At 48.6% G+C, this 20,389-nt stretch carries 18 protein-coding genes; 10 read left to right on the forward strand and 8 right to left on the reverse strand.

Features of this window, described 5'->3' with window-relative positions; all coding sequences use genetic code 11:
- Window positions 1-16 precede the first annotated feature (16 nt).
- The 10 genes from K2F33_RS14770 to K2F33_RS14815 all read left to right on the forward strand — a co-directional run bounded on the left by K2F33_RS14770 (window position 17) and on the right by K2F33_RS14815 (window position 10,388).
- Window positions 17-1,156 carry a glycosyltransferase family protein gene (locus K2F33_RS14770; protein ID WP_076174129.1) on the forward strand — a complete coding sequence of 380 codons (1,140 nt, stop codon included), beginning with the start codon at window positions 17-19 and terminating at the stop codon, window positions 1,154-1,156.
- Window positions 1,157-1,303: 147 nt separating this feature from the next.
- Window positions 1,304-2,749 (forward strand): glycosyltransferase family 4 protein, encoded by a 1,446-nt coding sequence (locus tag K2F33_RS14775; protein ID WP_076174131.1) that lies wholly within the window; start codon window positions 1,304-1,306, stop codon window positions 2,747-2,749.
- A 17-nt stretch (window positions 2,750-2,766) separates the two neighbouring features.
- Window positions 2,767-3,858 carry a non-hydrolyzing UDP-N-acetylglucosamine 2-epimerase gene (wecB, locus tag K2F33_RS14780; protein ID WP_089548439.1) on the forward strand — a complete coding sequence of 364 codons (1,092 nt, stop codon included), beginning with the start codon at window positions 2,767-2,769 and terminating at the stop codon, window positions 3,856-3,858.
- Complete coding sequence (locus tag K2F33_RS14785; RefSeq protein WP_076174136.1) at window positions 3,851-4,834, forward strand: polysaccharide biosynthesis protein; 984 nt, start codon at window positions 3,851-3,853, stop codon at window positions 4,832-4,834. Before wecB ends, K2F33_RS14785 begins: the two co-directional genes overlap by 8 nt.
- A complete protein-coding gene (locus K2F33_RS14790; RefSeq protein WP_076174138.1) occupies window positions 4,834-5,685 on the forward strand; it encodes a dTDP-4-dehydrorhamnose reductase family protein in 852 nt (283 codons plus the stop codon). Before K2F33_RS14785 ends, K2F33_RS14790 begins: the two co-directional genes overlap by 1 nt.
- Window positions 5,646-6,578, forward strand: a complete 933-nt coding sequence (locus K2F33_RS14795) for an NAD-dependent epimerase/dehydratase family protein (protein WP_076174139.1) — start codon at window positions 5,646-5,648, stop codon at window positions 6,576-6,578. The genes K2F33_RS14790 and K2F33_RS14795 overlap by 40 nt, the downstream gene beginning before the upstream one ends.
- Window positions 6,575-7,291, forward strand: coding sequence for a glycosyltransferase (locus tag K2F33_RS14800; RefSeq protein WP_076174141.1), 717 nt, complete (start codon window positions 6,575-6,577; stop codon window positions 7,289-7,291). The genes K2F33_RS14795 and K2F33_RS14800 overlap by 4 nt, the downstream gene beginning before the upstream one ends.
- A gap of 153 nt (window positions 7,292-7,444) precedes the next feature.
- Entirely contained in the window at window positions 7,445-8,659 is a 1,215-nt protein-coding gene (locus tag K2F33_RS14805; protein ID WP_089548436.1) for a glycosyltransferase family 4 protein, read from the forward strand.
- Window positions 8,660-8,963: 304 nt separating this feature from the next.
- Window positions 8,964-9,299, forward strand: coding sequence for a hypothetical protein (locus K2F33_RS14810; RefSeq protein WP_076174152.1), 336 nt, complete (start codon window positions 8,964-8,966; stop codon window positions 9,297-9,299).
- 27 nt (window positions 9,300-9,326) lie between these two features.
- Window positions 9,327-10,388 carry a glycosyltransferase family 4 protein gene (locus tag K2F33_RS14815; protein WP_263882100.1) on the forward strand — a complete coding sequence of 354 codons (1,062 nt, stop codon included), beginning with the start codon at window positions 9,327-9,329 and terminating at the stop codon, window positions 10,386-10,388.
- A gap of 406 nt (window positions 10,389-10,794) precedes the next feature.
- Here the strand turns inward: K2F33_RS14815 and K2F33_RS14820 are convergent, their stop codons facing one another.
- From K2F33_RS14820 to K2F33_RS14855, 8 genes are all read right to left on the reverse strand, one after another.
- On the reverse strand, window positions 10,795-12,186 hold the full coding sequence (locus tag K2F33_RS14820) for a glycosyltransferase family 4 protein (RefSeq protein WP_076174154.1): 1,392 nt from the start codon (window positions 12,184-12,186) through the stop codon (window positions 10,795-10,797).
- Between the two features lie 284 nt (window positions 12,187-12,470).
- A complete protein-coding gene (locus K2F33_RS14825) occupies window positions 12,471-13,181 on the reverse strand; it encodes a glycosyltransferase family 2 protein (RefSeq protein ID WP_263882101.1) in 711 nt (236 codons plus the stop codon).
- Between the two features lie 13 nt (window positions 13,182-13,194).
- Complete coding sequence (locus K2F33_RS14830) at window positions 13,195-14,313, reverse strand: DegT/DnrJ/EryC1/StrS family aminotransferase (RefSeq protein WP_263882102.1); 1,119 nt, start codon at window positions 14,311-14,313, stop codon at window positions 13,195-13,197.
- Window positions 14,314-14,334: 21 nt separating this feature from the next.
- The gene (locus tag K2F33_RS14835) at window positions 14,335-15,045 is read right to left on the reverse strand and encodes an N-acetyltransferase (RefSeq protein ID WP_263882103.1); all 711 of its coding nucleotides are present in this window, start codon (window positions 15,043-15,045) and stop codon (window positions 14,335-14,337) included.
- Window positions 15,042-16,001 carry a Gfo/Idh/MocA family protein gene (locus K2F33_RS14840; protein WP_076174161.1) on the reverse strand — a complete coding sequence of 320 codons (960 nt, stop codon included), beginning with the start codon at window positions 15,999-16,001 and terminating at the stop codon, window positions 15,042-15,044. Before K2F33_RS14840 ends, K2F33_RS14835 begins: the two co-directional genes overlap by 4 nt.
- A gap of 3 nt (window positions 16,002-16,004) precedes the next feature.
- Window positions 16,005-17,006, reverse strand: coding sequence for a glycosyltransferase family 4 protein (locus tag K2F33_RS14845; protein ID WP_076174164.1), 1,002 nt, complete (start codon window positions 17,004-17,006; stop codon window positions 16,005-16,007).
- Window positions 17,007-17,020: 14 nt separating this feature from the next.
- Complete coding sequence (locus K2F33_RS14850) at window positions 17,021-17,995, reverse strand: NAD-dependent epimerase/dehydratase family protein (protein ID WP_076174167.1); 975 nt, start codon at window positions 17,993-17,995, stop codon at window positions 17,021-17,023.
- A 689-nt stretch (window positions 17,996-18,684) separates the two neighbouring features.
- Window positions 18,685-19,962 carry a nucleotide sugar dehydrogenase gene (locus K2F33_RS14855; protein WP_306433710.1) on the reverse strand — a complete coding sequence of 426 codons (1,278 nt, stop codon included), beginning with the start codon at window positions 19,960-19,962 and terminating at the stop codon, window positions 18,685-18,687.
- Window positions 19,963-20,389 lie beyond the last annotated feature (427 nt).

A 20,389-nucleotide genomic window follows, 5' to 3' on the forward strand; every position in this document is an offset into this window, starting at 1 on the left:
ACAAGGGAGTGTCGATATGTCGAAGGTTAAATGGCCCTCAAGGGTCCCTGAGCTGACCCTGAGTTACGATTCCGCCCAAGCGAGAGCCAGGGGACGACAGGACGGCTATCGCCGCGGATATGACGAAGGTTATTTGCGAGGCCGTGCGGACGTGATCGCCAGCCGGCCGCCTGAATCCGTCCCGTTCCGTCAAATTCGCGTCTTGTATATCGCTTCGGGCAAGGGGTACCCGTATTCGCCGCTGGACGAGGCCATCTCTTCCACGCTCCGGACGATGGTCGCCGAGGTGGTTATTATCGAACCGGGGCAGATCACCGTCGAAGCAGTTTTGCAGGCGGCTCCAGATCTGGTGCTCGCTTTGGACGGCATGTTCGTAAACAACGAAATGATGGATATCATTCGGCAGCTTGGAATCCGTACGGCCGTCTGGCTTACGGACGATCCCTACTATACCGACATGACGACGGAGAACGTCAAACATTACGACTACATCTTCACGTTGGAGTCCAACTGCGTACCTTTCTATCAGCAGTTGGGATGCACGCATGTCTATCATTTGCCTTTTGCTGCACACACCGAATACTACCGGCCATCCAGGAATATATCTCCGCTTCGCCGGGATGTCAGCTTTATCGGCTCGGCGTACTGGAACCGCATCGGCTTTTTTGATCCGATCATCGACCGGCTTATGCAGCATAATACCGTATTCAACGGGATCTGGTGGGACCGTCTGCCTCAATATACAGCCTATCAGGACCGCATCGAGCTCAACAAATGGATGGGCCCGGCCGAGACCGCGGAGGCTTATAACGGTTCCAAGATCGTCATCAATCTGCACCGATCCCATGAAGACGATACCGTCAACAACAACGCTATTAAAATTCCCGCAGCTTCCCCCAACCCCCGCACCTTTGAAATTGCCGCCTGCGCGACGCTTCAGCTAAGCGACAGCCGGAGCGACCTGGCCAAATTTTATACGCCTGGCGTGGAGATCGAAACTTACAGTTCACCGGAGGAGTTATTGTACAAAATTGAATACTATCTTGCCCACGAGGAAGAACGCAGACAGATCGCCTTGAATGCCTTGGAGAGAACGTTCAGAGACCATACGTACGGCAAACGCCTGAACGAGATGCTCACGATCATTTACCCGTAGTCTCTATACGTTTGGAGGCTTTTTTGTACGAATGACGGGTAGCATGTGTCAGTGCCGGCAAGTGTCGCCTCTCATATCTTGTATTATCTGGGTGAAAGGAGGTGTGATTCGCACCCCTGTACGGATTTTTGCAGGTGGGCCTAAAACATGGATATGACTAAACCCAAATTGATGCTGTTCTCGCATGTCAGCAACACCAAAAGCATTACAGGAGCCGAGAAGCTGCTGCTCCTGTTCTGCCGATGCATGGCGTCTTATTTCAATTGCATCTTGGTGGCTCCAGGTGAAGGTAAGCTGACAGACCACGCCCGAAAGCAGGGAACGGTGGTCATGATTCAGACCTTTCCCTTGCTATACGGGATGTATACTCCGGATTCCCGGCTGCCGCTGAATGCCGATGAGCTACGCAGCCATCCCGATTATGCTTCTGTCGTCAGGCTCATCGGAGAGACCGCGCCTGATTTGGTGCTGACGAACACGATCGTCAACGCGCTGCCCGCGTTCGCCGCTAAACAGCTGGGAATCCCCGTCATTTGGAAAGTGACGGAGGTGATTCAGGAGAACGAATTCACGTCGGAAGTGCTAACCATTGTAGACAATTACAGCGATTGGATCATTGCGATTTCGGAGTCTGCCGCCCGTGTGTTTTACGGGCGAATTAGCAGTCCGATCAGCCTGCTCCCTCCATCGACGGACAGCGAGCGGCTTCACTCCTTTGGTAATCTCGTAAGGCAGAGCGAACGAAAGGGGATCGGGCTAAAAGAGGAACATAAGTGCATCGGCTACATTTCCGCTTTTATTCATCCGGAAAAGGGCCTTAGAGAGTTTATTCGTATGGCGTTGTCACTATGCCCGGGCCATCCCGATTGCCGTTTTGTGATCATCGGCCGGGCTGCGGATCACCGTTATTACGATGCCTGTTTGGCGGATGTCAGATTTTCGGGTTATAGATCAAGATTCCAATTTATCCCGTTCGTGGAATCGGTTCAGTCGGTTTACAGCGCGATGGACATTCTGGTCGTACCGAGCATGGTGTCCGAGGGTTTTGGCATGACCGCGCTGGAAGGCATGTTGTGCGGAAAACCGGTTGTGGCCTTTGCATCCGGGGGGCTCGGTGAGCTGATGGAAAGTACAGGCAATGGACATTTGGCGGTACCCGTCGGGGACGCCCAAGGGCTCGCCGATAAGGTTGCCATGCTGCTGAGTGATCCGGATGCCTTGAAGAATATCGGCATACACAATGAAGCGGCGGCGAGGGCGTTGTACGGAATTGAAGCCTACCAATGGAGGCTGGATCAAATCATCAGTCAATGGCGCGAATACCATCCTCATTGGCTGACAGCCGGAAACCGAGCCCCCCTCCTGGTGGAGGGACCCCAGGTACAAGCGGAGCCCCCGGTTGACAAGGCACAGGCCCCCCGCAAAGTGCGGAGGTCCAGTCGAAGAAGATTCTATTATATACGGATTACCCGCAAAAGGAAGTTGAAGAAGCTCGCGAAAAGGCCACGAAGATCCGCGCGAGGAAAAACCTTCCGAAGATCGAGGAGCAAGAAGCGTAAATCCGTCGGGCGACGGAGGGCAGCGAAACGATAGATTAGGAGACGGAAGATATGAGAATTATGACCATTTTGGGTACAAGGCCAGAAATCATCCGCCTCAGTCTCGTTCTTCCGAAGCTGGACCGGTATGCGGAGCGCCACGTGCTGGTGCATACCGGACAGAATTTTGCAGAAAGGCTGAGCGGGATCTTTTTTAGCCAACTGGGATTGCGAAAGCCCGATTACGTGCTGCAGGACTCGGCAGCTTCCCTGGGAATGCAGCTGTCGGCGATGTTCTCCCAAATGGAAGAAATCCTGAAGCGGGAGCAGCCCGACAAAATTTTGCTTCTTGGGGACACCAACAGCGCTCTTTGCGCGATTTTGGCCGAAAGGCTCGGATATCCCGTGGTACACATGGAGGCCGGAAACCGCTGCTTCGACCTGAACGTTCCGGAGGAGAAGAACCGGCGTATCATCGATACGATTTCTTCTATTAATATGCCGTATACAGAACAGAGCAAGAAGCATTTGATTGCCGAGGGTTTTCCGAGCAATCGGATCGTTCTTACAGGAAACCCCATTTATGAAGTAATGAAGTATTACGAACCCCAGACCCGGAGCAGCAATATTCTGAAAACCCTGGGTCTTAAGCCGAAGGAGTATTTTCTTGTCACCGCGCACCGTGCGGAGAATGTGGACCGGCCAGAGCATCTGGAGCAGATTATGCAGGGGCTCAACCTGATCGCTGAAAATCACGGCCGTCGTATCATCTGCAGCATTCATCCCCGGACCGCTTCACGGATTGCCGAGCACTCCGGATTTTCCATGAACCCTCTGGTGGAATTTCATGAACCCTTTGGATTTTTCGACTTTGTCCAATTGGAGCGATCTGCCTGCTGTGCACTAACGGACAGCGGAACCGTGCAGGAAGAGTGCTGCATTATGCAGGTACCGACTGTCACGATGAGGCGAACGACGGAGCGGCCGGAAACGGTGGATTGCGGGAGCAACATCGTATCAGGCGTCGATGCGAAGCGGATTGCCGATTCAGCTGCCCTGATGCTTGAGTTGAACACGATGTGGCAGTGTCCCCAGGGATACCTGGCCGAAGATGTATCGGATAAGGTTGTCAAATTTCTGCTTGGAGGGAATGTGCATGTTTGAAAATCAGCGTATATTGGTGACCGGTGGCACCGGATCATGGGGCTATGAGTTAATTGCCCAATTGCTGCCGCTCATTCCAAAGGAAGTGGTGGTTTTCTCGCGGAATGAATCCTCTCAAGTCGCCATGAGCCGGGAATTCGAAAATGACCGGCTGCATTTCCGGATCGGAGACATTCGTGACAAAGAAGCTTTGATGGCGGCATGCCAAAATATCGATTACGTGTTTCATCTGGCGGCCCTTAAGCATGTTCCGGTATGCGAGGATCAGCCTTATGAAGCACTGAAAACGAACGTGATCGGCACACAGAACGTCATCGAGGCCGCAATTGAAAATAAAGTTAAGAAAGTGTTCTATATTTCGACTGACAAGGCTGCAAATCCCTCCAACTTTTATGGGATGACGAAGGCCATCGGGGAGAAATTGATCGTATACGCGAATCTGCTTCACACCGATACCCGATTCGTCACCGTGCGTGGGGGCAATGTGCTTGGAACCAACGGCAGCGTCGTGCATGTGTTCAAAGAACAGATACGTAATAAGGGCTATGTGTCAATCACCGACATGAAAATGACACGTTTCTTCTTAACGCTTCGCGATGCGATCGCCGTGCTGTTCAAAGCGGCGGAAGAAAGCGTCGGCGGCGAAATTTTCGTCATGATGATGCCGGCCTGCCGGATCGTAGATTTGGCGGAGGTGTTGATCGAGGCTTCCGGACGGGAGGATGTTCAAATTGTTGAATCCGGCGTTCGTCCGGGTGAAAAAATTCATGAAATTTTGATGAGCGACTATGAGAGTCTTTCGACCGTCGTGTTTGACGAAGAATATCTGGTCATTTTGCCGACACTCAACATACCTGGCCTGAAATATCGGTACAGTCACTGCCAGCCGGTCTCGTTCAGCAGCTTCTCTTCAAACACCCACCTGATGAGCAAAGAGGAAATCCGCAATATTTTGGAGCGCGGGGGGTTCTTATAATGAAGCTGTTGATCCTGGGAGCAAGCGGGATGGCAGGCCATATGCTGGTCGATTATTTCAAGCTGCAAAGCAAGCACCAGGTCTTCTACACGACCCGGGATCCCCGCAACAGCGGTGGACTAATCATGGATGCTTCCGATATCGGGACAGTGGATAAATTGGTCGAGATCGTGAGACCCGATTGCATCATCAATGCCATCGGCGTACTCAACCATTTTGCGGAAGAGGACAAAATCAATGCCTACCATATCAACGGCTTTCTGCCGCATCGTCTCCGCCGGGCGGCGGATTCGGTCGGGGCCAGATTGATTCATATCAGCACCGACTGCGTGTTCGAAGGAACGCGCGGAGGTTACCGGGAGAGCGACGTACCCGATGGAACGAGCGTCTACGCAATGACCAAAGCGCTGGGGGAAGTCCAAGCCCCGGGACATTTGACGATCCGTACCTCCATCATCGGCCCGGAGATCCGCTCGCACGGAATCGGGCTGATGCACTGGTTCATGCACCAGCGGGGAACCGTGACAGGGTACTGCAACGTGTTCTGGAACGGGGTAACCACGCTGGAACTGGCAAAAGCGATCGATACTGCATTATTTACGCCATCATTATCTGGGCTGATTCATCTGGCTCATCCGGAACCGATCAGCAAGCACGATCTTCTTCTCTTGTTCCAAGAGATTTGGAACCTGGAGGATGTGACCGTGGTTGCGGGTCATACCCCCGTTCAGGACCGGACGCTGGTTTCGACTCGAGGCGACTGGACTTACAAGGTTCCGCCTTATCGAGACATGCTGAAGGAGCTGAAACAATGGATGCGAGAAACGACTCCCTACAGCGCATCATTCTAATCACCGGTGCTTCGGGGTTTACCGGCAGCCATGCCTGCCGGTATTTTGCCGGGGAGGGTATGCAGGTTGCCGCTATGGTTCGTCATATCAGCGAAGACGATAAGGTTGAGGGCGTCCAATACTATACATGCGATCTCCTTGACAAGAAGGGCATTGAAGAGCTTGTCGGGACCATTGCTCCGGATTATGTCCTGCATCTGGCCGGCAAGAACTCGGTGCCCGAGTCTTGGACGGAACCGGTGCTCTATATGGAAACCAACGTGCTCCCAACGCTCTATCTCCTGAATGCCCTCCGTCCTTATCCTTTCTGTCGGATATTGATCACCGGTTCAATGCTGGTTTTTCCTCTGTATCCGCCGTTTAGGCCGCCTCACCCCTACGGCCTGAGCAAAAGTTTGCAGAAGGCAGCGGCCCTATCATGGAAAGAGCTGTTCGGCCAGGCTATCATTCTGGCAGAGCCGTCTAATCTTATAGGCCCGGGTCCGTCGAGAGGCTTCTGCAGTTTGCTGGGGCAGCATATCTCAGCCTGGGAACGGGGGGAAACGGATGAAGCTTTTCACATTCCCTCACGCATCATACGCAGAGACTTTTTAGACGTCCGTGATGCGGTTATAGCTTATAAGATTTTGCTGGAGCAAGGACTCCCCGGAGAGATCTACTCCGTCCGGTCAGGAAAAGAATATACACTCGGCGAAATTACAGATCTTTATATGGACATTTTTGAGAAGCCATTCCCTATCGAGTGGGGCGAAGGAGAGAATTCCAGCCAGGGGAATCCAAAGAATACGGCCCCCAGGATGAAGGGACTGGACTGGGAACCTTCCATTCCTCTCCGCACATCCCTTACCGATGTTCTCGAATACTTTCGTACCTGTGGAGGTGATTCCAAATGAGACCTTTAGTCACGATCGTCATTCCTTTTTACAACGATCCATATGTAGGGCAGGCGGTTGAAAGCGCCCTGTCGCAGTCCTACAGCCCCATAGAGATCATTGTGGTCGATGACGGATCGACACAGCATGCCGAACGATTGGCACCTTACAGGCCCTACATTCATTATCTGGGAAAAGCTAACGGAGGCACTGCCAGTGCACTCAACCACGGAATCCGCCATGCGTCGGGAGAATATATCGCGTGGCTGAGCTCAGACGATTTGTTTTACAGGGACAAAATCAATAACCAGGTGTTATTCATGCTGGAGAGGAATGCGTGGATCTCCCATACCAATTTCAATAATATCGACAAGAACAGTCAAGTTGTGAAGTACCATGCGGGCGTATCATATGAACGGATGATTGATTTCTACCGGTACTTTCTGAGCCATGCCAACCCAGTTAACGGGTGCACGGTCATGATGAGAAAAGAATTATTTTGTTACATCGGGCTGTTCGATGAGTCCCTTCCATACACGCATGACCTGGAGATGTGGGGCAGGGCGATTCAAGCCGGCTTTTCGTTTCATTACTTAAACGAAGCGCTGGTCGGCTACCGCTGGCATGAGGCGATGGGAACCCTGCGGCATCAGGAAGTCATTAAACGGGAGAGTGCGGTCACTTGGCAGAAGGTCAGTTACGCGATTGGCCGAATCTCAGCCATGATGGAGTAATAGGCAGTCTGCCCGGTGATCTTCGCCAGATTCACTGAAAGCACCGGAACCCTTGGTTTTGGTGCTTTCTTTCATCAATTTGATATAAGCTGACGGCACAGAAGTGAGATCGGTGAATCCAGTATCCCACCGGACTCATAGGAAGGAGAAGAGATGAAGATTTTACTGGCAACCTACTGGCTGATTCCCCATGTTGGCGGAGTATGGAAGTATATGACACAACTCCAACAGAGGCTAGAAGCGATGGGACATCAGGTGGATCTTTTTGGAAACAGCCCGGATTATTCTAAATTCCACATCGTAAACCGCGGCCGGGAGCTCCCCAAGGACCGAATTCGCCCGTTTCTGTCCGCCAAGCTGGCACAGGAATATGCACCTCAGCTGCATGCTGATCGGATCATTTATTTCTACGAAGAGGACCGATATCATTTGGAACTTTCCGCCGCATACTTCGGTCTTGATCAATATGATATTATACACACCCAAGATATTTTTGCGGCTAGAGCGATCAGCCGCGTGAAGCCGGCTCACGTGCCCCTGGTAGCGCAGGTACACGGCTCGGTTTCCGGGGAGCTCCACAATCATTTTCGATTGAATCCTCACCTTGGCATCACAGAGGGATCGCCTGCATGGAAGTATCTGAAGTCTATCGAGTACTATGGGGCTACCTCCGGTGCCGTTACGATTACGTCAACCCATTGGCAGAAAAACGAACTGATACGTGATTTCGGGGTCCCTGAGAACAGAGTTTGCGTATTCCAGTACGGTTTGGATACCCTCGATTTTTGGAGGAAGGCCCAGGCTGGAACCAACATGCAGCGCCCTGTGGATAAAAAGGTGATCATCTTCCCGGCCCGATTGTCTTTTGTCAAAGGAATCGATGTGCTTATATCGGCGCTTGGCATGCTGAAATATATTCGGCAGGATTGGGTATGCTGGATCGTCGGGAACGGGGAGAAGATGGAAGAACTGCAGCGGCAGGTTGACGGGTTGGCCTTGAGCAATGACGTTTTGTTCCTAGGCGAACGCCATGACATCCCAGCTCTTCTCATGCAGTCGGATATATTCGTGCACTCCTGCATCCAGGACAATCAGCCGTTCTCGGTCATGGAAGCACAGATTGCCGGGCTCCCTGCGTGCGTATCGAATGCCGGCGGCCTGCCGGAGATGGTTGAACATGGCCGGACGGGTCTTGTTTCGCCGATAAAAGATCCGGTATCCTTGACGCAGCATTTGCATCAGCTTCTGGAGGATGAGAAGTTACGCAAACAACTCGGCCGCAATGCTTCCGCCTGGGGAGAGGAGCACTGGTCCTTGGATCGGATGGTTGGGCGGCTGTTGGAACTGTATCGTCAGGTTATTGGCTAGGCTTGAATCAAGAGCCCAGGAAAGGATTGAGAGGCTTATGTCTGAAGAACCTTTTAAGGTCATAGGTGATTTATATAACCGTATTTTCACGGTCCAGTCTTCCCATTTGGAAATAAAGGTAGATTATTTGGTCTGGAATCAGATTTTTGCGAATCTCCCGAAGGATTACAAGCTGCCGGATATCCCTGTTCTGCAATTAGACCGCCCCTTTGATATAGGAGAGCGATAATCTATCCCACGTACCGTCCCCAGGGCGGTACCTCATATGGCAAAAACGTCCAAATAAATCACAGGGGGAATAAATATGTCCATATTGCGACTGGTGTCGAATGCCGACGGGCCCATAAACAGCCGCTGTATTCAATCTGTTGATTTGGAGATAAACAATTCCGGGGAAGTTCCCTTTGAAATGCTGATCCACGGGTATGGCATTGAGGGACTATTTTATATCGGCCTGATCCATGCGGGGGCGGATGAGTGGGTTGGTGTTCACGATATTATGACTAACTATTCACCGTTTGAGCTAGTACTTGTTACCAACATCAATAACCTGGCGCATACGGGTGTCGTTTTCAAGATAAAGAATCAGGGCATGTTGATTGCTGAGTACACACAGGAGGACACGATGAGAGAAAACTAAATGGCTGCAGGACGGGAGGAGGAGTCAATGAAGGTCTTATTTGTATTTTACGTGCCGAGCGGCGGGATGGATACGATCAATCGTTTGCGCTGCCATGAACTGAGGAATCATGGAATCGAGGCTTCCTGTTTGTATTATTTCTGGGGGGCGGGCATGCAGAACAGGGCGGATTTTCCGATCTATATTACCAATGATGACGCGGAAATCAAACAAATACTGGATGCGGGCGGTTATGACGTGATCGTAGTTACGACAGATCATGAGAGCTTCCCCCGGTTCCGCCAACTTGGATATACCGGCAAGCTGGTGCTTGAAATTCAGGGTTACGGGCCACAAGAGGTAGCCCGAAGCAAGCTGACCGAGGCCGTTCCCTATGTGAATGCTTACGCATCCGCCTTAATGAACCCCAGCACACCGCATATCACTGCTTTATTCCAGGAACTGTTTCCGCACATCCCCTGTTATATCATTCCTAACAGTATTAATTCGGAGACGTTTACCTATCGCCAAACGACCAAGCTTTCCTACCCGGTCATCGCCTGGCTGGGAAGGATAGACGATAATAAAAACTGGCGGGAATTTTTGTATATCGGCCATCAACTAACGCATTTTGTGCCCGATTTGCAGCTGTGGATGTTTGAGGATCCCAATCTTGGTGACCCCGATCAACGCCAGCAGTTTTTAAAAGTTGTGGACGACTTGCAGCTGGGCCCCCGGCTAACCATGCATGCTAATATCCCGAATCAAGAAATGCAGTACTATTATTCTTCGATTGGAGATTCGGGCGGATTTATGTGCTCCACTTCGAAAGTGGAGGGTGGGCCACTATCGGTATTGGAAGCGATGAGCTGCAGATGCCCTATTTTAGCAACCAATTCCGATGGAGTAACGATCACCATCAAGCATAATGTTACAGGAAAGAACTATAATCTGGGAAATGTTCACCAGGCTGTCATTGAGGGATTGAACCTCATGCAAGATGTTGGACTGAGGGAAAGCATTAGGGATGCTGCTCAGCACTTAGTTAAGACAGAATTTACTCCGTATAGGTATAGCGTAAATTTCATTGATATGTTGAACAACATCTAAATTTTAAAACGGACAGTGACTTGATGTTTTAAACAAAATGTATAACCACAAACAAATAAGGGCCTGCCGTTGGGTAACGGTAAGCCCTTATTTGTTAAGACTGCGCCGGTTTCGACAAGGGTGATTCCCTGGCATCGCTGCTAACTCACCCCGCTAAGCGGCTGGATGATGCTCATATCAGGAATTTTATAATCTATAGAATTAGCTTGAAGTGATCTAAGAATTGGATTCCAAATTTCTTCTTCATAAGGAGGGAGTCCCGGTAATGAAAATATGGAAGCGAGTGTGAGCGGTGGATCATCTTTAGTCTTGTTTTTTTTCTTGTTTCTAATAGATAAGCTCCTTAGCATGTACCTCCATTTTTTGCGCTTCCGTCTTTGATAAAGTTTTTTTTGGCGGATTCGCTTTATGGCTGTTTTTTTCTTAGCAGTCTTCTTCTTTTCAGGAAGCGTACTTTTCTTTTTCTTCTGAGTAATAGGCGCCTTCTTCTTTGACTGCTCCATTTTCCATCTCCTCCTTCTGATGTGTTTTGATTTTGCAGATCATGATCTGGAGCAATTTCGTTACCTTGATCGAGATGCTTGCTGCGTGCGAGCTCATACAACTCATGTAGGCGGGAGGTTAATGCAGGTAAAGACCAGTATATTTCTCCTTGTTCTCTGGCTTGATTTGCGACGGAAAGGAACATTGCGGGGTTCTCTAAAGCAGATCGCAGTAAAATATATAACTGATCGCTATCTCCGCTGCGAAATACAAATCCATTTGATGCACTTTTTATCATTTCAGGAATGCCACCGGCATTAGAAGTGATAATCGGTTTACCAGCAACTTGGGCTTCAATAATGGCGAAAGGCTGGTTGTCTTGGATGCTCGGGAGGACAATGAGGTCTGCTTGGTGTAACAATTCCGGGATATCATCACGATTTCCCAAAAAGGTAACGTGGTCCGTGAGACCAAGTTCCTGCACGGCTCGCTTTAATTTATCTCGGAGTGATCCGTCACCAACAAGCCAGCAAACCCAATCTGTGCGTTCTTCTTTCAGCTTAGATAGAGCATGAAGCAGATAGATGTGCCCTTTTACAGCATCGAAGCGTGCAGGACACATAAACACTTTTTTTGCGGTAGGTTTCGGTATGGTGGCTACACGCATCATGTTTTGTTGAAATTCATCCACATCTATACCGTAAGGGCTAACCACAACATGGTGTTCGGGAACAGAAAATTCTTGAACCAATATATCTTTGAGCCATTGTGATGGAGTAATGGTCACATCGCTAACGGTTGCACCCAGATATTCGCGCAAGGAGCAATAGCGCCATAGGGGAGAGCTTTGATCTTGCTCGGGCAATCCCATTTCCGTCCATTCAACAAACACTTCCTTGGCGAGACATCCGTGAATTGTCGTTACTAAGGGGGTATGTGGCGGTTTAACACGTGACATGGCATGGGCGCTCACGATGTCCTGCGCATGAATCAGATCGTATTCTGCCAAACCGAAATACATGATAGCGGCTTCCAAGCAGTATCGATCGATCTCGGATTGCTTAATCCATGGATGAATTCCTGGTAGATGTTGATCCATATACTGGTGTGTCTGGTCGGCGATCAAGGATTGCAGCCTTCCTCTTTCTATATACAAGTCTTTATTGGAGATCCGAAATCCCTGGCCGTCCGGCGTCGGGGAGAAGATATCAGTGGTATGCCCCGCGCGTTGTAATGCTTTGGTCAGTTGATTGACATAAGTGTTCACGCCACCAGCATTAGGCAGCGCCCAACTGCAGGCGATTAATATTCTCATCTGTTCATCTCCCGATTGACTAATCTGTCGTCCCCATATCATATGAGCTGTTCATACCATTGCTCACGTACATATACCCATTTGCCCCGCAGCAAATTTACGTTTTTATCGGGAGGTACGCCTGCATCATTTAAAAAAGCGGCCACCAATCTACAGCACCCATGACAGACACGGAGATAATAATTATGTAAAAATAAAATGATCCGGCCGCCTGTTTTTCAAGACGACCGGATCCTATTTCTATAATGGTCTGTTTGAGGAAGTCCTCCCCATTGCAAATACGATCAAAATCCTTGCTGCGACCGCTGCTCCGGATAAATCCGATAGTAGTACAATATTTCAGGCAGGTTCTCAACCGAATAACCCCTAAGCACATATCTTGTAATAAAATACACGTCTTCGGTCGTTGTCTCCGTTCCTGCCGGATAACGCTCCAACCCGCCAAGCAGATCAAACAAAGAACCGCGCATCATTAGCGCGCCATGGCATACACAATGACCGCCTGACAAATAAATGCCGGCAATATTCTCATAACCATACTTTACGAAGTCGGTGACAAACTGCTGCTCAAAGTTTCCATCTACGAAGCAAGCTATTCCTGATCCACAAAGACAGAAGTTTGTATTTGCCTGTAAAAATGCGACCTGTTTTGCGATCCGCTCCGGGTGCGAGAGGTCATCTGCCGCCATTGTGGCAATAAACTCACCTCTTGCTAAAAAATAGCCTGTGGTAAACGCACCGGAAAATCCGATATTATAAGGCAGCGGATGGTAGACAAATCTGTTTTCTCTTATTACGGGATGCTCTCTATGCTTCTGCACCCATTGTTGAATGATTTGGTCTGTATTATCTGTGGAACCGTCATTGACGACAACAATTTCAATAAAAGGGTAGGTTTGATGAATCAGGCTATCCAGTGTTTCCTCGATATGTCGAGAAGCATTATACGCACCTACTACAATACTGGCCAGGTTAGGAATTCTTTGGAATTTCACGTATTGACCTCCTTTATTTAACGTGGCTGAAAGCCACAAGCGTATCAATGATATACTGCTGCTGATCATCGGTAAGAAAGGGATGCACGGGAAGTGCGAGCGCATGCTCGGCTGCCTTTTCAGAAACAGGGAAGTCTCCGACGTTATACCCTAAAGAGGAGAATGCTTGCTGTAAATGAAGCGGACATGGATAATAGCGGGCAGTAGTAATTCCATGCTGATCCATGTGGAGTAATAATTTGTCTGGATCCGGAACCTGTATGACGTATAAATGATAGACATGGCTGCAAGCTGAATCGCAGTATGGTAGAATCACGTCGTTCAGCTGCACGAGTTGATTCGTGTAGCGCTGTGCCAGTTCCTGGCGGCGTTTCGTCCATGCGCTTAATTTTTGCATTTTGATTCTCAGCATCAAGGCCTGAATCTCGTCCAGCCGGCTGTTAAGTCCCACGGCCTCGTGATAATATTTAAGCTTTCCCATCCCGTGGAAAGCGAGTACCCGGATACGATCAGCCATTTCGTCATCATTACTCGTAACCATGCCTCCGTCGCCGAAGCCGCCTAGATTTTTAGTGGGATAAAAGGAGAGGCAAGCCGCATGGCCTAAGCTGCCTACCTGTTTGCCTTTATATTCTGCACCTATAGCCTGACATGCATCTTCAATAATAATCAGAGAATACCGATGTGCCAGTTCGGCAAATGCGTCCATATCTGCTGGCTGCCCGAATAGGTGGACGGGGATGATCGCTTTGGTACGCGCCGTTATCTTTGCTTCCGCGTGTGCTGGAGAAAGGTTATACGTTCGCTCATCGATGTCGGCAAAAACAGGCGTTGCTCCTACGCGTACAATAGCTTCGGCTGTCGCAAAGAATGTAAAGGGGGAAGTAATCACTTCGTCTCCAGGTCCGATGCCGTTTGCCAATAAGGTGAGGATGAGAGAGTCCGTTCCATTGGCCGTCGATACGGCATGTTTCGTTCGAGTAAGCAGCGCTATCTCCGCTTCAAACCGCTTCACCTCAGGTCCTGCGACAAAAATACCTTTATCCAGAACCTCGGACAATGCATCCAGAATATGCTCATTTCGTAAGACCCGATATTCTGATTGTGGATCAAATAAAAGAATGGGTTGCATGGGTGAGACCCTCCTTCCAAGTCACTTAGCCGCGACGCCTTTGACAGTCATTCCGTCCGCGACGTCCTTCGTAACGATGGCCCCTGCACCGATTATCGCATTTTCTCCGATAACGATACCTGGCAGTAGCGTCGCGTTATTGCCGATTCTGGCTCCTTTCTTAATATGTGGCCCTTTCAGAGGGACCTTTGTAGGCTCCATGTATTTGTCATTCGAAGTAGAAGCTTCCGGACCAATAAATACGTTGTCTTCGATGATCATGTCCGCGGTAATATACGCCCCGGTCTGGATGACGCATTGATTTCCGATTTCTGTCCGGCACTCCACTTTCGCATTGCGCCCTACTACCGTCGAATGGCCAATGTTTGTTTGTTCCCTGATGCTGGCCAAATCGCCGACCATGACGTCTTCCCCCAGTTGGCTGCCTGCATAAATAACGGTTCCGTTGCCAATGTTTGATCCTTTGCCGATGACCAGTCCTTTTTGATCTGTGATATGATGAATGACTTTGGAATTTTTAAAGGGTTGACAGCCGAGGAAGCTGCCGTTTCCAATAGATACGTCATCTCCAATGACTGTGTTTTGAAGGATGACGGAGTGATGGCCAATCCGGACCCGGTCTCCAATCGTGACTCCCGATTCAATTACGATATGATGGCCGAGCACGACATCTTTGCCGATCATCGCTTTCGTCGAGATCACGTTCGTCGAATCATCGTTTCGCTCACTCATCTGGATTCCTCCGCTTGTAAAATCTTCTTCGTGATTTCTCCGGTGATTTCCATGACCAGAAGTCCACCTTCACCGGGTACATTGGGCTGCGTTCCTTTTTTGATGCATGTAATAAAGTCAAGCAGCTGCAGCCACAAGGGCTCCTGTATGGGAACGGCAATTTTCTCAACGATATTTTGTTGGGCGTAATTCATGTTTAACGAGGTTTGATAAAAGCGAGTCGAACGGGTGATAAGCACCTGTTTATCCAATAAGTCGGCTTGAATGAAAGCGGTCTTGGTCACAATTCGAATGGTTCGAATCTTTTCCTCTGTAATATAACTCGCCGTTACCTGTGCGATGATCCCATTGTCCATTCGAAGGAGCGCCGCCGCATGGCGAATGATGCCATGATCGACATATCCGACAGCCTGGGTTGCCTCGGTTCTTGTCTTAAACAGATGGTTCATAATGTAAATATCGTGAATCATCAGATCATCGACAACATTGACGTTTTGCCATCTGGCTTCGAATGGACTCATACGGTGAACGTCTACCGCAACGACCTCTTCCTGCTCAATGATTTGACGCAATACCCGAATGACGGGATTATACAGTTCGATATGCCCGACTTGCAGCTTCACGCCGGCCTCAGCAGCTCGCTTAATTAAATCCGTACCTTCCTTCATATTTTGAGCGAGCGGTTTTTCCATCAGCATGTGAACACCTTTGGCTATACATGCCAGGCCGACTTGGTAATGATGAAAAGTGGGAACTGCAATCGACACCGCGTCAACCTGCCCAAGAAGCTCATCTAAACTTTTGAAGGCCATTGTCTGGTACTTAGCGGAGATGTGCTGTGCCCGCTCTTGATCAGCGTCATATATCCCTATCAGTTCGCAGTCATTTGGCAACGCAGTATATACCCGAACGTGATTTTCACCCATGACTCCTGCACCAATGACACCTACCCTCATGGTTTATTCTCCTCTTTCTACGATTTCACGGCATAAATACATAAAGTCATACCACTTCTTGCATACTTCTTGGGGTGAAAATCGTTTACTATCATTTATAGCCTTTATCGAGAGGCTATCACGGTAGGCCGCGCTAGAAATAACTTCGTGAAGAGCGGTGGCGTATTTCTCCAGCGCCTCAGGCAGCCACCAATATGGAGGCGAACCCCAATTGACGTCGAAAATCAAGCGCTGACTAGGTGCGGTATGATAGATGGCGCCCATTGCGGCTGCAATAACCGGTACACCACAAGACATAGCCTCCGCAATCTGATTGGAGAAGGTTTCGCTTTTACTTCCGCATACGAGAACGTGCCAGCGGCTAATGATGTCAGCCATTTGGTTATGAGGCACATTCGTTCGAATTAATAGATTTGGAGGGTGATCATTTAACCAGCCTTCCTGATTCGTTGGTGGGGGGGCCATAATCATCTCGAACCGGATATGCGGGAACCGGCGTGCAAGGAATGGCATAACTTCCGGTCCTTTCAGCAAACCATTTAAATCGTGACCGATCCAGCCAACTATAATCTCATTACCTTTTGGCCTGGGGTAAAAAATCTCACTGTCAACCATGTTTGGAATGATATGAATGAGATGCTCAGGGTAATTTAAATCCTTCATATACTGCTTCTGAAATTCCGAATACACGACTAGCGGAACATAGCGTTCGACTGGCCGGTATTGGTCGAAATTAGGACCCGTGCTCCAATATCTTCCCTTATAAACCTGAAAATCCTCGGTATAGTTTTGTACATAATGGTTCCACCAGCCAATATCCTCTTTACCGACAATCAGGGCGTTACTCGGGTAGATCGGAAATTGTCCCGGATTTGGGGCAAATCCGATCTGTATATCAGGCGGACAATAATAAGGAAGCCATTTGGCCCTCATATTGGCTTCCGTGAATGGCCCCGACATGGCTGAGGCGTGGAAATTATCCATAACAAACTTGAAATGAAACATGATGCGTCCCTCCTTCATCGGTGTATCCCAAGCTCCTGCCGGTACCATTCGATCGTGCGTTCTAACCCGAGATCAATACCGACTTGCGGATCATATCCCAGTATCCCTTTGGATCGAGTTAAATCCGGTTTGCGCGCTGGCATATCCTCATACCCGGGTCCATATGCCTCATCATAAGGCTTAATCAAAATCTCCGACGGGGACCCGGTCATCCGAATCACGAGCTCGGCTAACTGCTTGATCGTAATCGATTGTTCAGAACCAATATTGAAAATGAGGCCATCGGCCTTAGAGCTTAATGCCTGCACTGTCCCCTGTACTGTATCGTCAATAAACGTAAAGCATCGGGATTGTGACCCATCCCCATAAACCTCCAGCGGCCGGCCTTCCAAGGCAGCCATAATAAAACGTGGTACGACCATGCCATATTGGGAATTCGTTTGACCGGGGCCATAGGCATTAAAATAACGCAGAATCGTAACCGGAAGGCCTTTCTGAGAATAGCCTAAGCACATATGCTCATCTAACGATTTAGCAGTCGCATAACACCATCGATGAATGGACGTTGTTCCATAAACACGGTCCGAATCTTCACGAAACGGCAGATCACGATTCTTGCCGTATACTTCAGAGGTTGAGGCAAAGATAACCTTTCTCCCCATTTCATAAGCGAGCTCCAGTACGTTTCTTGTACCGTCTATGTTGCCTTCTATAACTTTCAGCGGATTTTCCACCGTGTTCTTAACGCCAAGTACTGCGGATAAGTGAAAAACAACATCTGTTTGTTGGATCAGTGTTTTCATGAGATCACGGTTCAAGACGGTACCCTCAATAAAGCGATGATTCGGGTGATGCAAAACCTCGTTAAGGAATGTAAGAGAGCCGGTAGACAGATTATCAAGTGACCACACCCTGTGATTCATGGACAGCAATTTCTTCACCAGGTTGGATCCAATGAATCCTGCGCCGCCTGTAACTAAAATATCCATAAGGTACACTCCTTGTAATCAAGATCCCTTCCTTGTAGAGCAGAATGAATTGCGAAGGTCTGGACAGGCCGCCTCATAACAAGGTGAATGCTAGATTATCGAGGCCTATGGTACGTTTGGCATAATTTGTTATTGCTTTGTTGAATGAACGGAAGGTTGATATCATTTTGTGGTTTGTCACAGCTGACAAACTCCGCTAGTGTCAAGAAACAACAGGTCCAGGATACCGGGATATCCAACGCCGATGATGGCGATCCTTCTTCACGTCGTCATCTCCTTTTGCGTTAAACTTTGACATATCTTACGGTCACCCGTGTAAGAAAGTACTGGTCTATAATCTAAATTTCCGAGAAATGGTAGAGTATCTTGATGTCTAGAAAAGCGAGAGAAGAAAAGCTGCGATATGAACCGAGACTGGGTTATCTTCTAGATCTCAGAAGAATGGATAGGGGGTTAGACTCTCTTCCAAAATAGGCTATTGCAGTACATTCGTTGACAGCGAGGATGCACTCAAGTCTATGGCAGAACATTGACGGGTTCGGAATTTACAATGTACAACTGTGAGATAGGTAATCTGAAGAGGAAGGGAGTGGGTCTTTTTCTATAATTATCTTTCTTAACTTAGAACGTGGGATTTAGGGGGCGCTGGACCCGATAAGGCCGTCTGTAGGCTGAGGAAACTCCCTTTCTTAGAGTAAAATGATATTTTTGCGATCTGTTATATTTTTTGTGGCGTTACGTGTATCAACTACGATAGGGGTATGCGCTACTAGGGTCTCATAAGGGATATTGGAATGATCCGTTAATATTAAGGTGCAATCGAAGTGTTTCATGTTTCGGGCTGTGAGCTCAATCGAATGAAGTTTGGTTTCGCCAACTTTTAGTTCATCTACATAAGGATCAAAATATTCTACTTGGGCTCCAGACATTAATAGCTGCTCTATGATATGAATGGCAACAGATTCTCGAATATCATTCACATCTTTCTTATACGTTACGCCGATAACAAGGATATGACTCCCAAGAAGCTCTTTTGGAAGCAGAGCCTTTGTTACCCGTTCTACAATATATCCAGGCATATCCTTGTTTACCTGATGGCTAAGCTCAATGAAAGGCAAATCGTTGTCGTGTTCTCTTGCCTTCCATAATAAATACAGGGGATCGACGGGGATGCAGTGTCCACCTACCCCTGGACCCGGGTAATACTTCGTAAAACCATATGGTTTAGTTCCGGCAGCTTCAATGGCCTCCCAAAGGCTAATATCCAGTTTCTCGCACAATCTCAGTAAGCTGTTCATAAACGAGATGTTTACGTAACGCTGAGAGTTCTCCAAAATTTTTGTCATTTCAGCAACCCTTGGTGAGGATACCACAACGATTTGATCAAATACGGCTCCATACACTTGTTTGGCAAAAGTTGTACATGATGGGGTGACTCCCCCTACAACCTTAGGGATTTTCTCCAACTCCCATTTTGATCCGGGGTCGATTCGCTCTGGCGAATAAGCGAGTGAAATATCTCTTCCGACCAGGAATCCGGTTGACTCCAGAATAGGTTGAATTCGCTCCTCGCTTGTTCCTGGAAAAGTGGAGCTTTCGAGCACGACGAGCTGGCCCCGCCGGAGATACGGAAGCGTGCTTTGCAATGCCCCGATGACATACTTCAAATCAGGCTGATCGTCATCTCCAAGCGGTGTTGGAACGCAAATAATGATAACATCAACTTTTTCGATCACATCAAACGAACTGCCGACATAGAATCTATTTTTACTGAACAGTTCCCGGATGTCGCCTTTCTCATAATCCGAAAGATAGGGTTGACGCTTGTGTAACATATTAATCTTTTGTTCATCTACATCAATGCCGTATACAATGTGCCCTTTCTCGAGAAATAACCGGGCCAATGGTAATCCGACATATCCCAGCCCGATTACGCCGATTTTATACTTCGGAATATCCACCATCATTCTTCCAACTCCCTTTGATCGATCTCGTAGCATAGTACGCGGAATAACTAAAACTGCGTTAGTTGATTGTCCAAATTAGCAAAAATAGTGGAGTATCACGAATTTTCATAGATTCCGTGACAAATGATTTGCAGTTTAGAGGATCGGAGGTGAACGGTTCAGATCCGGATTTTCCAGGAAAGGGGAAGTTGAATGGATCCTTGTCGTCTTTTCGTAGCCATAGCTGTGGTTGAGACGAATTTTTTCTTTCGTTACTACTGAGAAGATTAAGGAAGATTCATAGGCTATGACATATCATGATAAACATTGACAGGTATGACGGCGAGTGGGAAGAAGCCTGGAATTACTATAAACTTAAACGAATGTAGTGCTTGACCGGTATGGCTGCGTAGGTGGCTGTCCAACCCGTTAATGTGTCGCTTAAACA

Source organism: Paenibacillus sp. PSB04, from assembly GCF_025809195.1.
Taxonomy (GTDB): domain Bacteria; phylum Bacillota; class Bacilli; order Paenibacillales; family Paenibacillaceae; genus Paenibacillus_AQ; species Paenibacillus_AQ favisporus.